Origin of the sequence: Desulfobulbus alkaliphilus (genome assembly GCF_016918545.1) — a bacterium.
Lineage (GTDB): Bacteria > Desulfobacterota > Desulfobulbia > Desulfobulbales > Desulfobulbaceae > Desulfobulbus > Desulfobulbus alkaliphilus.
Window position 1 is genome coordinate 35,161 of record NZ_JAFFQC010000002.1, and the last position, 14,426, is coordinate 49,586.

General features: G+C 56.8%; 8 protein-coding genes and 1 pseudogene. All 9 read right to left on the reverse strand.

The features are described from left to right. Positions 1-588: 588 nt before the first annotated feature. The gene (locus JWG43_RS01245) at positions 589-1,287 is read right to left on the reverse strand and encodes an RNA ligase family protein (RefSeq protein WP_338033209.1); all 699 of its coding nucleotides are present in this window, start codon (positions 1,285-1,287) and stop codon (positions 589-591) included. Beyond that, entirely contained in the window at positions 1,284-1,814 is a 531-nt protein-coding gene (locus JWG43_RS01250) for a hypothetical protein (protein WP_205240994.1), read from the reverse strand. Before JWG43_RS01250 ends, JWG43_RS01245 begins: the two co-directional genes overlap by 4 nt. Then, complete coding sequence (locus JWG43_RS01255) at positions 1,811-3,214, reverse strand: AAA family ATPase (protein ID WP_205240995.1); 1,404 nt, start codon at positions 3,212-3,214, stop codon at positions 1,811-1,813. Before JWG43_RS01255 ends, JWG43_RS01250 begins: the two co-directional genes overlap by 4 nt. A gap of 91 nt (positions 3,215-3,305) precedes the next feature. Beyond that, a complete protein-coding gene (locus tag JWG43_RS01260) occupies positions 3,306-4,073 on the reverse strand; it encodes a M48 family metallopeptidase (RefSeq protein ID WP_205240996.1) in 768 nt (255 codons plus the stop codon). Beyond that, on the reverse strand, positions 4,074-7,118 hold the full coding sequence (locus JWG43_RS01265; RefSeq protein ID WP_205240997.1) for a type I restriction endonuclease subunit R: 3,045 nt from the start codon (positions 7,116-7,118) through the stop codon (positions 4,074-4,076). After that, positions 7,111-8,421, reverse strand: coding sequence for a restriction endonuclease subunit S (locus tag JWG43_RS01270; protein WP_205240998.1), 1,311 nt, complete (start codon positions 8,419-8,421; stop codon positions 7,111-7,113). The genes JWG43_RS01265 and JWG43_RS01270 overlap by 8 nt, the downstream gene beginning before the upstream one ends. Beyond that, positions 8,418-10,598, reverse strand: a complete 2,181-nt coding sequence (locus JWG43_RS01275) for a type I restriction-modification system subunit M (protein ID WP_205240999.1) — start codon at positions 10,596-10,598, stop codon at positions 8,418-8,420. Before JWG43_RS01275 ends, JWG43_RS01270 begins: the two co-directional genes overlap by 4 nt. Positions 10,599-10,612: 14 nt before the next feature. Beyond that, positions 10,613-10,833: pseudogene (locus JWG43_RS20160) on the reverse strand (excisionase family DNA-binding protein). A gap of 261 nt (positions 10,834-11,094) precedes the next feature. Continuing rightward, positions 11,095-14,352 (reverse strand): fused isobutyryl-CoA mutase/GTPase IcmF, encoded by a 3,258-nt coding sequence (icmF, locus tag JWG43_RS01285; protein WP_205241000.1) that lies wholly within the window; start codon positions 14,350-14,352, stop codon positions 11,095-11,097. Between the last annotated feature and the right edge of the window lie 74 nt (positions 14,353-14,426).

A 14,426-nucleotide genomic window follows, 5' to 3' on the forward strand; every position in this document is an offset into this window, starting at 1 on the left:
TGACCGGCGTTATTGTCTCCTCTGTTATCGTGGGCAGGTGATTGATTTCCATGATTGCATCCTCAGTCGTCCCGGTTGGATTTTGAAAAGCTGAAGGTACTGAAAGTGCGGACGCTTGTCAGACACGGGAGAGGCCGCCTGAGATTTCATGCATTCGGGACGAAACGGAACTGGAGCGGGTCAGCGGGGTAGGAGCGGGCCATGCCCGCGATAAAAGATCTTTTTGATCAACGGCCACGTCCGGCAGAAGCGAAACAGGAGAAATTCGATAGACCTGTCCTGATTAAAGTCGTACCAGATACAATCCTGAATCCGTGACGGCTGGATTCATTTTTTGGATATATTTTACTGTAATCATATTATAAATGCAGATGAATTCTTGATAATACCCTCCACCAGCCGCCCTTCCGGGGGTCTGTCCGCACGCCATCTTCATTGCCCGAAACCGCCAGATAGAGTGTCCATTAATCAAACGATCACAGACAATAAAGCTAAACGGTCCTCCCGTGGATATCTTTTGATCCACAGCACAGGATAGACCTCCAACAATGTCAAAGAGTTACAACACCTCTCAACTTGATCTATCGCTCACCTTCCTTCATCCTCAATAGCGATAGTCAGATGGTTTGGCCTGATGGCGGAACGCGACCAGTGCTGCTCGACCGCCTGGATAAATGCGGGGCGAACAAGTTTGGCCCGTTGTTCAAGCCAGTCACCTTGGTCAATTCTCAGGTATACGCCTTCGGCAGATTGATCAGTTAATCTCGACTGTGATACGAGGTTTTCAATTTCGGGAAAGGTAAACTGCCCGTGAGCAAGGCTTGGTACTTTGGAGATATGCATTATATTTAAAAAGTTATCCCGGCGCGCCAATGACAGAAAACGACGTGACTCTCGGTCATACACATCAAAAGCAAGAAACCAGTCGGGCAGACGATTATAGAAAATAGAATGCTGGGCATAGCACCACTCACCAAAAAGGATATATCGGTCATAGAGATGTTCGAAAAGCACATCGGTGCGAAGCGCCAACCATTCACCGAGTTTTTTCCATTGCCCCGAGCCGGGTAACTGCAAATAAGCACCTCTGTTCTGGGCGAAAATATTCCCCTCGGTATCAAACGAGATGCCCAGGTTTGCCCCGTCCACCTTCTCTTCTACAGTCAGTGTATGCTGCAGGAATTCTTCACGTTCGGATTCTGTCAGAACTTTGTCGCCCCTGATGTCAACACCCGGCATGGTCGCCAAGTGAGGCGTTGCAGGAAATTTGAAGAAGTCTCTTTTCACGTCCCCATCTTCTCGGCATATTTAGTTTCGACGTATTGCGGGCAAAGAAACTGAACGGTAATCCCAACTTCGTCCAGGGCGTCCTTCCAACCCCACCACTTACTGTCGGTGGCTTGTAATATCGGCGGTTTGTCCTTATGGGCATTGGCCACGGCGACAAACTTCCGATCTGATCGGTCGAAATCATTCAACCCGTCATGTGTGGGAAATTCATCGTAAGAGTCGCCATTTCTGGTGATGGTCACTCGCTGAGTGTTATGCAGACTCCAGCGATTATCGTGAACCCATTTCATAAAACGATCACCGATGCCGGGCTGTCCTTTCATGGAGAGTTGCTGACGGTACTCATCGAAAATTTCGCCTCCAGCATCGATGATCAGGCCACGCTTTTTAATGACATGCTCAACCGCTTCGATGCAGGCCAGCACACAGGCATCGGATACGTCAGACTCCGGATCAGGCTGGGTGGCAAGATTGGCCGTCTTGGGCACATTGGTGTCCACCAGGCATTTTTTCGGCAGGCTCATTCGGAGGCCTCCAACTTGTCAGTTTTTTTCATCCGCTTTCTCATCGCGGCTTTGGCCTGCTCGGTGATGTCACCCATCTCGTCGCCGAAGAAGTTTTCCGGCCAATTCTTGATGTTACCGTAGATATCAATTTCCAATGGCTCCAGGGTAGCGGGCGTCTTGGTAATATTGGCGAAATAGGCCGATACTTTTCCCTGAGGGACTGCATCTTCGGCGATACGGCGCTGCAGGCGGCGAAGGAAATGCTCCGAATGGGTCTCGATAACCAGCTGAATATCCCTGTCTGTCCCGTTTTCTCGGGAGTTGATGACATCAATCATCACGTCGGCAAGAGCCGATTGCGCATTCGGGTGCAGGTGAATCTCCGGCTGCTCCATGAGAATGATCGACCTTGCCGGAGCATAGAAGCATTGCACCAAGACAGGCAACACCTGTGAAATGCCAAAACCGACGTCGGGAAGATCAACCCAATCCCTTGAACCCTTGGTGCGGACCTTGACCTCGTACTCCTGCCGCTGCTCGGATATGGGGTTGACCTTGAATTCTTCAATCAGCCCCATATCCTTAAGCTTGAGAGCAAGAATCTCCTCGAAAGGTTTAGCTGGGCGTTTGTATCCCAGGCTGATTTTCCGGCTTCGCGCCGCAAGAATCGCGGCAACTGTATTTTCCCCCGCATAGCCGACACTTTCAGGCTCCATGCCGGTCCACGAATATAGACGTTCCGCCTTGGTGCGCAACGGTCCAAGATAACAGAGAGATCGGTAGAGCTTTTCATGGCGCAGGTTCAGCGCCTGGACGAAATCCGCGTTCTGGTGATAGGCAACCACCTCATCAGGAAAACCGTAAAACCGGACCGGGGCTCCAGGATACCAGACCCGTCCCTGCTTGCGTTTCAACGTGTAGTTGGTCGCATCGACTTTGTACTCGGACTTGGAATCTGATTTCCGCTCCATGCCGATGGATAGCCGGGATTTCTCATCTTCAAGCAGCTCATATTTCAGTTGATCAAGCACCAGGGTGTGCTGGTCCTTATCCCCTAAGCCGACTTCGGCTTGAAAAGAGAGATTATCGCCGGAAAAGGTCTGGCCGGTCACCGGGTCTTTGAACTTCAGTATATCCGGCAACGACCAACGATAATCGAAGGCGATTTTGTTTGCCGGGTCGCGGTGGAAAACCATCTCTTGATAAGAGCCAAGCTGGACAGCGGAGTTCTTGCCGCCGGGATAGAAAACCGCCTTCCTGTCTGGCGACTCCACGGTTTGCTTCAGCATCATGAGAAACTGGCCAATACTGGACTTACCGGAACTGTTGGCGCCAAAAAACAGGGAAATGGGAGTCATGCGAATGGTACCGGTATCCTTCCAGCCCTTGAAGTTTTTTATTCGTAACTGTTTCAGCATAATTTTCCTCTCCTGTTTGTATTGCCATGCCGTCCACGAATCCCGGTACCCATGCGGTTCCTGATAATGCCTTTGAAAAAAACGTTCATCATCAAACACTCTCCCTGGCAGCCTGCACCATGTGCGCCCATACCGGCACCTGTTTCCAGGCATCCCGCATCTGGCCGTGCAGCAGGTCGGATTGCGGCTCAAACTGGCGCAGGTGGGTCCAGAAGCGGCTGGTGTGGTTGCGCTCCAGGGTGTGACACAGCTCGTGCATCAAGACATAGCGGACCAGCTTCGGCGGCAGAAACAGCAGCTTGGCGTTCAGGCTGATCACGCCATCGGCCGAGCAGCTGCCCCAGCGGGTGCGTTGGTTCTTGATGATGACGCGACTGAAACGCAAACCACTCTCGACGGCCAGCGACTCCAGCCACGGCGGCAATGTTTCCTTGGCGTGTCTGGCCAGCCAGCGGCGCAGGGCAGCCTTGCAGCGTTCATCGTCCGTTACCGCGCCATAGACCTGGATGCGACCCTGTTGATCGGTGCGCGCCCCGACGGTCTTACCCTTGGTGGTTCGATATTCCACCCGCCAGCTCTCCGCCAGCGCGGGCAGGTCAAAGGCCTCAGGCCGGGCCGACATCTTTTCAACGAGCAGGTGCCGCACCTCCTCAAACTGATCGAGTTTCGCCGCGATCCAATCCCGCTTGCCGCTCACCAGCTCGACCACCTGCCGCTCATCGAGCCCCTTGGGCGCGATCACCGTCAAACCCTCCCGTGCCGTCATCTTCAAACGCAGGCTGCGGGCCTTGGAGGAAAGGCGGATCTCGTAGTCGAGTTGCCGCCCGTCTGGCAGTTCGATGTGGGCGTGTCGGCTCATTTATGCGTCCTTACTTCCCGGCTTGTACTGCTTGCGCTTGAGCACCTGCACCAATTGACCGATGAACTCCATGACGTCGCCCGCCAGCAGCCCCATCGCTGAGAAACGCCCGGCGACCAGCAGGAGCAAGGCCTTGGAAAGTTCCGGATCGATGGAGCTTACATTCCACCAGCCGGAGAAGCAGTGTTTGTCTGCCTCGTCGAGGATAGCGGCAGCTACCTCGGCGGCCTGGGTCTCGGTCAGGGCGACGTTACGGGCCTTGATCTTGAGCGCCAGTTGCTGGCCGATGGGGCGTTTGGATTCTTCCACGGCGGAACGCACCGCCTCGGTGAGGGATTCCAACTCCTCGATCAGGGCGATTCCTGCCAGGGTTCCGGCCCGCTTTTCGTCGATGATGCGTTGCAGCTTTTCCGACAACGGCCGGAAGGTTTCATCCTGATCCAGCCTGACGCGCAACTCGGCGGTGAGCATCGCCTCGATGTCCAGCGCCTTGGCGTCGGGCTTCTTGTCCCTGAGCTTGGTCAGGAAATGTTCGTCCAGCACATAGGTGGGGAACGCCTTTTCCAGCTCCTCCACGTCGATATGCTGGCGGATAAGCTCCCTGGTACGGGCCGCGTCCTCCTCTGTCGCCTCCAGGGCCGCATCGGGATAGAACTTCTTGCGGTAGAGCATATAGAGCTTGGTCAGCCAGGCATAGGGACGCACATAGTCACGCAGCTGCTCGTCCGGTTGCAGCGCCTCGTAGAGTACCCGCAGGTTGCGGTAGCCGGTATCGAAGGTCTTTTCCGCCCCTTCCCCGTCACGCAGGATCTTCATGGCGGCGATGAAAGCCGAGTGCGACCCGTCACGGGGCACCGTCTCCTCGGGGAAGAGCGCCCACAGGCTGTCGAACTGACGGCGGAAATGCTCACGGATGCGCTCGAAGGGAAAGGCAATGTCGCCCAGCTCCTCGGGCCGGTAGTTGAGCGCCTCGTTCAGGTGGTCGAAGATGCCGTAGTAGTCGAGGACAAGACCTTGCCCCTTCAGCTCGTTATAGGGGCGGTTCACCCGGGCGATGGTCTGCAGCAAACCATGGTCGCGCAGGTTTTTATCGAGATAAAGTGCCTGCAGGATGGGGGCGTCGAAACCGGTCAGCAGCATGTCGCAGACCACCAGCAGCTCCACCTTGCGCAGCTCCTTGTCCTGGTGTTCCGGCATTTCGGACTGGACTGGAATCAGGAATTCGTTGAGCAGCTTCTTGCGCTTGACCTCGCCGAGATAGAGTGCCTTTACCGCGTCCGGATCGTCCTTGGGCGCTTCGGAGATCACCGCCATCACCGCCTCACCCCCCAACCGCGCCCGCAGGGCCTCGGTGTAGAGCCGCACCGTTTCCTTATCCTTGCAGACCAGCATTGCTTTGAAGCCATTGGGCCGCACATGCTCGTTGAAATGGATCACCGCGTCGTCGACGATCTGCTCGATACGCTTGGGCAGTTTCAACAGCACATCCAGGGTGGAGGACTGACTCACCAGCCTGTTTTGTTCGGCCTCAGGCAGGTGGCCGAATTCCCGCTTGAAGGCGAGATCGAGCTTGGCCCCGTAGAGTTGCCAATCGGTCTTGCGCGGCTGCCAGTGGATCGGCTTGACCACGCCGTCGCGCAGGGCATCGGTGACGGTGTAGGGGCGGCCCATGTAGCGCTCGATGGTGCCGTCGTCCTTCACCTGGCCCCAGGCCACCGGGGTGTTGTGGTCGTCCTTCTCGATGGGGGTGCCGGTAAAGCCGAACAACGAGGCCCCGTCCACCGCCGCCCGCATATAGGTGCCAAGTTCGCGCTCCTGGGTGCGGTGGGCTTCGTCGGCCATGACGATGACGTTCTGGCGCTGTTTGGTGATGTACTTGGGCATTCCCTCGAACAGGTGCACGGTGGTGAGAATCACCCCGCGATAGTCGCCCGCGAGCTTCGCTTCCAGGTCGCGCTTGCTGGCCGCCACATGCACGTTCTCAGTGCCGGTGGCCATCAATTCGCGGTCCATCTGGTTGCCGAGCTGCTCCCGGTCCACCAGCAGGATCACCGTGGGCTGGTTAAGCTTTGGGTCCTCCCACAGGCTGCGGGCGGCATAGATCATGGTCAGCGTCTTGCCCGAGCCTTGCGTGTGCCAGATCAGCCCGCGCCGTTTCTCCGGTGGCAGGGTCATATCGGTGGCCCGGCCGAGGATGTCCTTTACCGCCAGATACTGCTGATAGCGCACCACCACCTTGTCGGTTTTGCCGTCCTTGGTCATAAAAACAATGAAATGGCGGATGAAGTCGAGCATGTTGGCCCGATCGAAGAGGCCGTAGAGCGAGACCTTCATCTCGTCGAACTCGTCGATGCCGTGCGGCCAGGGGTCGCGCCATTGCAACCAGAACTGCAAGCGCCGCCCCGGCACGCCGTACATCATACGGGTCTCGTTTACCCCCACGCCGTAGGCATTGGTGTAGAAGAGCTGGTCGATCTCTGCCGAATACATACCGAGCTGCTTGGCCCCCTCGCGCCAATCGGGCTTGTTGCGGCTGGCAGTCTTGGCCTCGATCACCACCACCGGAATGCCGTTGATCAACAGCACCATGTCCGGCCGCCGGGACGAGTTGCCCTCCACCGGAAACTGGTTGGTCACCCACCATTCATTGGCGTCGAGGTCGTCGAAGTGAATCAGTCGCACATCCTTGGCCTTCTCGGACGGGTCGAACTGATAATTGACGCCGTTCTGCAGCCAGGCCAGCCACTGCCGGTTGTCGCGGCAGGCGCGCAGCTTGATAATGATGGCGTCTACCCGCGCCTCGTCGGTGAGGATGACCGGGTTGAGCGCTTTCAACTTCTCTCGCAACAGCGGCAAGAGCAGCACCTCGCGCTCGTCGGGGCGTAGCCCGGCCACTTGCTCGCGGGAGTGGTAGGTCCAACCCAGCGCCGGCGTTTGTAGATGCTCGATGATTTCCCGCTCGACCGTGGTCTCCTCGTTGAACAGGCGCGCCACCGTGGGCGGCGTCGTGAGGTAGCCGGGCGATATATCCCTTGTCTCAACCATGGATGGCCCCCTCGGGTATGCGAATTTTGCCGGTGAGCAGGTTTTGTAGTAGGGATTTTTTGACCTGCTGGAGAGCTTCGACCTTCCCCGACACAGCTATTTCCTGCTTCTCAGCAGCTTGCAACGCCTTAACCATTTTTTCCTGTTCTGGCATTGGCGGTATTGCCACCGGCCAGTTTTTCAATTCCCGCGAATTGATGGTGCAAAGATTGCTCGTTTGCTTGGCGTGGGCATAGAAATAGTTCTTGGCCTGGTAGGTTTGAATCAGGAAATGAAATAACTCTGGTTTGAATTCGTCGGCATCCAAACGAACCCTGAAAATATGGTTTTGATAGCTACACGGCACGATTTCCTTTCGCCACATACCACCACGACCAAGCTTGTCGCGGTCCCCGCCTTCTGTCATCAAAATGTCGCCGTACTGGAGAAGGTCAGTATTCAATTCCTCTTTTTTGATCTCGATAGAGCTGATGTTGCTCAACTCAAATCGACCATCTTGAACATTTACAACCGTCACATACGGTACGGTCTCGGTCTCGTGACGGGACAAGTCGCGCCCCATAGTGAAACCCGAAGTAACTTTTGCAAAATGCCTCAAAGGCTTGATCGTCCAGTGGGAAGGGCAGGTAATCCATTTGGAACAGTGCAGACCTTGCGGATGAGAAAGACCCTCAGCGAACAAGGATCGAAGCAGCGAGCGCTTCAACTCCAGTGTCGCCTCCAACTCGGCCTTGGCCTTGGCGATGGCTTCGTCGGCCAGCTTCAGCGCGGCGGCAATGCGGCGTTGTTCGTCGGGGTCGGCTGGAGAGCGCAACGGCAATTTCTTGACCGCACCCCAACTATAGTTACCAAGCCCAGTTGTTTGTTGTGAAGTTTTACTGAACCATTCATGCACAAGGTGTATGCGCATCCAACTCGCCAGGAATTCAGGTATCAATTCTTCCTGGTCTTTGACCGTCATCCCCATCAGGAACGATGCAAAGACCATTGCGCGATCTTCTTCCATCAATACCGAATCGCCAATCCGGTCCTGAGATCCATTGGAACCTATAAACAACAGCCATCCTTTGGTAACGGCGGCTTTTTCAAGCGCCTCTAGTGAAATATTGCGTAGATAAACCAGATTGCCCAATTCCAGCCGGTCCTGGATATTCGGAATACGAATGACTGGCACAGCCCCCTCTTCTGGGCGGTCGGTTTCGTCCTCTTTCGTCCAGGTATAACCGCGCCGAAGCTGGACCACTTGGGCCAGCGGCTTTTCGTTCCAACCTGTAGGCAATGGGTTGTCGTAAAGCGGCTTCATCCTTGAACGACTCCCACATGCGCAAATATCCGCTCAAGCTCAGCCCTGGCTGTAGCTGCAGAAATTTCAGCGGCTTTGAGATTTCGCACCGCATCCGAAAGCGGCACCACCACCTCCGGCTCAAAGGTATCCACATAACGCGGCAGGTTGAGGTTGAATTCGTTCTCCTCGATCTCGCCCTTGTTCACCAGGGCGAAGTAGCGGCGGGCCTCATCGGGGTCGTTGCAGATGCGGCGCAGGTCGTCGGCCGCCTCGTTCAGGTGGGCGATCTCGCGCTCGGCGGCGATCCGGATCTCCTGCTCGCGGCTTTCGCGCTCCTCCTGGAGCTTGTTCAGCTCCTTGATCGCCTTGTTGAGTTGTTTCAAATGGGCCTTGATGGCGGCGATCAGCAGTTTGCGGGCATCGTCGAATTGCTTCTTGGGCTTGGCGAGTTTGGCCTTGAGCGCCGCCTTGTCGCCTCGCCCGGCGGCGTCGATTTGGACCTGCACCTGTTCCACCTCGGCCTTGAGCGTGGCGAGCGGGCCGAACCACTTGTGTTCGGGGGCGATGGCGTCATTGACGGCGGCCACCTTGAGATCCAGCGCGTCGAGTTCGGCCTGTTCAGCCACCAGTCGCGCCAGCGGCGCAAGTACAGGGCCGAAGACATCCTCGATATCAGCCAAGCGCTGGTCGCGGTTCTGCTCCACCTCGCGGATCAGTAGCGCGGCATGGCTGTCCACCAAGGTCTTGGCCCGGTCCAGATCGCCAAAGGCGCGCCAGGGCACCAGGATGCGCATCAGGTCCGAGGGGCGCAGCAGGTTCTGGGGGTTGGCTTTCTGGAAGTGACGCGAGGCCCAGATCATCAGAGTCTTGCCCTTGCGCGCCTCCGGCTTGTTCTTGTTCAAGAGCAGCAGGCAGGCGGGCACGCCGTTGCCGTAGAAAAGCTTGGAGGGAAGCACCACGATGCACTCGATCAAGTCCGCTTCCACGAAGCCGCGCCGGATCACATATTCAGCGTCGGCCTTCTGGTTCTGGCCGTCCTCTTCCTCGGTCTGTTCCGGCTGACCGCGAAAGAGCACCCCCTGGGACATGACCACCATCCCCTTGCCGGACTCGCCGTTTTCGGGGACGAAGTCTTTTAACGACTTGGCGATCTGCTGCAGCCAGGCCCAGTCGCCATTGGAGGCAGGCGGCATGCCAAACGAAAGGCGGCCGAACTTGTCGCCGCTGGCCACGGTGTCGTGCCCCCAATCCTCCAGTGAAAAAGGAGGATTCATGATGATGCGGTCGAAGGTTTTCAGGCGGTTGGCACTGGTGAGATGACGCGGGTCGCGCAGGGAGTCGCCCTGTTTGTGCTCCCACACCGGCACGCCATGCAGGATCATGTTGATACGCGAGATGTTGTAGGTGACGACGTTGGATTCCTGGCCATGCAGAAAGAGCTGTCGCACGTCGCCGCCGCGCTTCTTCACATAGCGGAGACACTGCAGCAGCAGTCCGCCGGAGCCGCTGGCCCAGTCGCAGATGCTCATTCCGGGTTTCGGCTCCAACATCTCGGACATGAGAAAACCCACCTCGGCCGGGGTGTAGAACTCGCCACTCGATTTGCCCGCCTTGCTGGCAAAGTTGCGGATCAGGTACTCGTAGGCGTTGCCGAACAGGTCATCGGAGACGTGAGCGCGGTCAAACTGTTTGCTGCCGAAGTGGTTGATCAGGTTGACCAGCTTGTCGCGGGGCAACTCGTTCTGCTTGTTGAAATCGATCTTGCCGGTGAGGATGCCGTCGAAATTGTTCTGCCGGTGGGCATTGGCCCGCTCGATGGCGAGCATGGCGTCGTTCAACGCCTGGCCGAGCTGGCCCTTGGCGGTGCGGGCGACTTTGGCCCAGTCCGCCGCCTCGGGGACGATGAAATGGTGGTTCTGCGGATCGCGGGCCAGTTGCAGCGCCTGCTCCTGCTCCACGCCCGCCTTGATCAGGGTATCGGCCTGGGTGCGGACCTCTTCCTCGTAGCAGTCGTTGATGCGCTTGTAGAACAGCAGGGCGAACACATAGCCGCGAAACTCGGAATGGTCGGCATTGCCGCGCAGGATGTCGGCGGCCTTGTCGAGATAGCTCTCCAACTCGCCCTGGGTCATGCGCCGGGTGGGGCGCACCACGATGGGCGCTTCGAGCGTGGTGAGAAGTTCGGTCAGATTCATGAATGCTCCATTCCTTATTGTGTGCCGCCGGGGCTGGTGTTGCCGGGCTCCGCCGCGCCGCCGGATTCGACCCAGGCATCTACCTGGCTTATGTTGAACTTCCAGAGACGGCTCATGCGGTGCGCGGGCATTTCATGTGTATTGATCTGATCCATTGGTATACGGTGTCATTGCTGATCTCGGGGTGTTTGTAGTTTTCCGATGTCGACAACCAGCGGTCCTCAATCTCGTTCATGCTTAAAACTCCACGGACGTTTTGACCAGCAGCCATGTCCGCCAAGAGGGTAACAGGAGAGAGAAGGTGCGACTCTCCTCTTTGCAAGCCTTACAAGATATAAATGGTATCCGTGCTAAGTCAAAGGATACTTGCCGATTCAGACCGATTCCGTAAAACATGCACATAAAAAAAGGGGGATGATGCATTGATCGTTGAACATCAACGACCAATGCATCATCCCCCCTTTTTAAAACCGCCCCACACGTGGGGCGGCAGCAACTACATGGAGCGTCGGTATTGGCCGCCCACCTCATAGAGGGTCGAGGTGATCTGACCAAGGGAACAGACCCGCACCGCATCAATCAGGTCGGCAAAGACATTGCCGTTGTTGATCACCGTGTCCTTGAGTCGGTCAAGCATGGGGCCGGCGGCATCCTGATTGCGCGCCTGGAATTCGCGCAGCCGTTTGATCTGGGATTGTTTTTCCTCCTCGGTTGAACGGGCCAGCTCGATCTCGATCGGGACTTCACCCTTGGGATTGCGGAAGGTGTTGACCCCGATAATCGGATAGGAACCGTCATGTTTTTTATGCTCGTAGTAGAGCGACTCTTCCTGGATCTTGCTGCGCTGATAGCCGGTTTCCATGGCGCCAAGCACCCCGCCGCGGGCGGCAATGGCCTCGAACTCCTTGAGCACCGCCTCTTCAACCAGGTCGGTCAACTCGTCGATGATAAAAGCACCCTGATTGGGGTTTTCGTTCATGGCCAAGCCCCATTCACGGTTGATGACCAGCTGAATGGCCATGGCCCGGCGCACCGATTCTTCCGTGGGGGTGGTGATCGCCTCGTCATAGGCATTGGTATGGAGGCTGTTACAGTTGTCATAGATGGCGATCAGGGCCTGCAGGGTGGTGCGGATGTCGTTGAAGGCCATCTCCTGGGCGTGCAGGGTACGGCCCGACGTCTGAATGTGGTACTTCAGTTTCTGTGAACGTTCATTGCCGCCATACTTGTTCTTCATGGCCACGGCCCAGATACGGCGGGCCACCCGGCCGATCACCGAGTATTCCGGCTCCATGCCGTTGGAGAAGAAGAAACTTAAGTTGGGAGCAAAATCATCGATGTGCATCCCCCGCGCCAGGTAGGCCTCGACATAGGTAAACCCGTTGGCCAAGGTGAAGGCTAATTGTGAAATCGGGTTGGCCCCGGCCTCGGCAATATGATAGCCGGAGATGGAGACTGAATAGAAATTACGGACCTGATGCTCGACAAAGTATTCCTGAATATCGCCCATCATTTTCAGGGCAAACTCAGTGGAGAAGATACAGGTGTTCTGGCCCTGATCCTCCTTGAGGATGTCCGCCTGGACCGTGCCGCGAACCGAGGAAAAAACCCGCCTGCGAATGTCGGCTGCCTCTTCCGCGGTCGGCTGGCGACCGTAGTCGACTGCAAAGCGGTCGATCTGCTGATCAAGGGCGGTGTTGAAAAAACAGGCAAGGATGATCGGTGCCGGTCCATTGATGGTCATGGAGACCGAGGTGGTCGGCGCACACAGGTCAAAACCGCTGTAAAGCACTTTCATGTCATCCAGAGTGGCAATGGAAACGCCTGAATTGCCAATCTTGCCGTAAATATCCGGCCGCTCGTCCGGGTCACAGCCATACAGGGTGGCCGAGTCAAAGGCCGTGGAGAGACGATGCGCCGGCATACCCTCGCTGACCGTCTTGAAGCGCCTGTTGGTGCGGAAGGCATCCCCTTCTCCGGCAAACATCCGGGTTGGATCTTCATTCTCCCGCTTGAAGGGAAAAACACCGGCAGTAAAGGGAAACAGTCCCGGCAGGTTTTCCTTGCGCAGAAAACGGAGGAGTTCGCCCTGGTCCTGATAGCGCGGCAGATAGACTTTGCGGATGATCGATCCTGACAACGAGGTTCGGGTCAATCTGGTGCGGATCTCTTTGTCGCGGATCCTGACCACATGTTCTTCCCCCCGGTACTGGGCAGCCAACTCCGGCCATTGATCCAGCATTCTCCGTACCTGGGGATCCAGCTCCCCTTCCTTTCGTCCAAGCAGTTCATCGAAGCTGCCCAGCGGCTTGCCGCAGATGGAAAACAACTTCCTGGAGATGGTCAGGGCCTGACATTCACGGATCTTGTCCACCTGGTCCTCGGTATGGGCATGATAGTCACGGACCGAAGCTGCTATTTCAGCCAAATAGCGGGAGCGTTCCGCCGGAACTATGGCACGATGACCGGCTGATTGCGGCGTGGTCACCGTCGGCAGGCGGCCCGGCTTGAGGACGAGTCCCTGCTCACGCAGGGTGGGCAGCAGAGCCTGAAACAACGCGGTCACTCCCTCATCGTTGAAGCGGGCGGCGATGGTGGGAAAAACCGGCATCCGGTCAGCGGGGGTGGCAAAGGCTCCATGGTTGCGCTGGTATTGCTTGCGCACATCGCGCAGGGCATCCTCGGCACCGCTCCGGTCAAATTTATTGATGGCCACGAAATGGGCAAAATCGAGCATATCGATCTTTTCCAATTGGGAAGCAGCCCCGAATTCCGGCGTCATGACGTAGAGCGAAGTGTCCACATAGGGCACAATGGCCGCATTACCCTGGCCAATACCCGAGGTTTCGACAATGATCAGGTCAAAACCCGACAGTTTACAGGCGGCAATCACCTCGGGCAGGGCCGTGGAAAGCTCCGAACCGGTCTCCCGGGTGGCCAGCGAGCGCATGTAAATATTGGGATGCTCGATGGCATTCATACGGATACGGTCACCCAACAGGGCTCCGCCGGTTCGTTTCCGGGATGGATCGATGCTGATAATGGCTATTTTCAGGCGGTCATCCTGGTCAAGGCGGAAGCGGCGAACCAGTTCGTCGGTGAGCGACGACTTCCCAGCTCCGCCGGTTCCGGTGATCCCCAGGACCGGCGTCTTGATGTCTGCGATGGCCTCCTTGATCCCTTGGCCCAGGGATTCCGGATAGGCGCTGTTTTCCAGAGCGGTTATCACCCGGGCCAGGACTCTCCGATTGCCGCTTTTCAGTCCGCTGAGAACGGCATCCAGATCCTGGGGTGCAAGGGGGGACAGATCGACATCCGCTATACTGACCACCTCGTCAATCATGCCCTGCAAGCCCATATTCTGCCCCTCTTCAGGGGTATAGATCCTGGAGACACCATAGGCGTGCAGCTCCTGCAACTCTTCAGCGACAATGACTCCGCCGCCACCTCCGAACACCTTGATGTTTGCCCCATCGCCTTCCTTGAACAGATCGATCATGTAGGTAAAAAATTCGACATGTCCACCCTGATAGGAGGTGATGGCAATGCCCTGGACATCTTCCTGCAGGGCGGCATTGACGATCTCCTGTACCGAGCGGTTATGGCCGAGATGGATCACCTCCACCCCGGTACTCTGCAGGATACGGCGCATGATATTGATGGTGGCGTCGTGACCGTCGAAGAGCGAGGCCGCGGTGACAAAGCGAACTTTGTGGGTAGGCTTGTATGGTTGTGGGGCGGTGATCTGTTCCATCAAGGGACTCCATATTCATTGTTGGTTGAAGTTTTCAGGAAACCGTGCAGGCATTTTGTCCACATCGTCAATAT

What these genes read in the sequence shown, in the direction of transcription:
- icmF (WP_205241000.1), bottom strand. Translation starts at nt 14,352, where the DNA reads ATGGAACAGATCACCGCCCCACAACCATACAAGCCTACCCACAAAGTT.
- JWG43_RS01255 (WP_205240995.1), bottom strand. Translation starts at nt 3,214, where the DNA reads ATGCTGAAACAGTTACGAATAAAAAACTTCAAGGGCTGGAAGGATACC.
- JWG43_RS01250 (WP_205240994.1), bottom strand. Translation starts at nt 1,814, where the DNA reads ATGAGCCTGCCGAAAAAATGCCTGGTGGACACCAATGTGCCCAAGACG.
- JWG43_RS01270 (WP_205240998.1), bottom strand. Translation starts at nt 8,421, where the DNA reads ATGAAGCCGCTTTACGACAACCCATTGCCTACAGGTTGGAACGAAAAG.
- JWG43_RS01265 (WP_205240997.1), bottom strand. Translation starts at nt 7,118, where the DNA reads ATGGTTGAGACAAGGGATATATCGCCCGGCTACCTCACGACGCCGCCC.
- JWG43_RS01260 (WP_205240996.1), bottom strand. Translation starts at nt 4,073, where the DNA reads ATGAGCCGACACGCCCACATCGAACTGCCAGACGGGCGGCAACTCGAC.
- JWG43_RS01275 (WP_205240999.1), bottom strand. Translation starts at nt 10,598, where the DNA reads ATGAATCTGACCGAACTTCTCACCACGCTCGAAGCGCCCATCGTGGTG.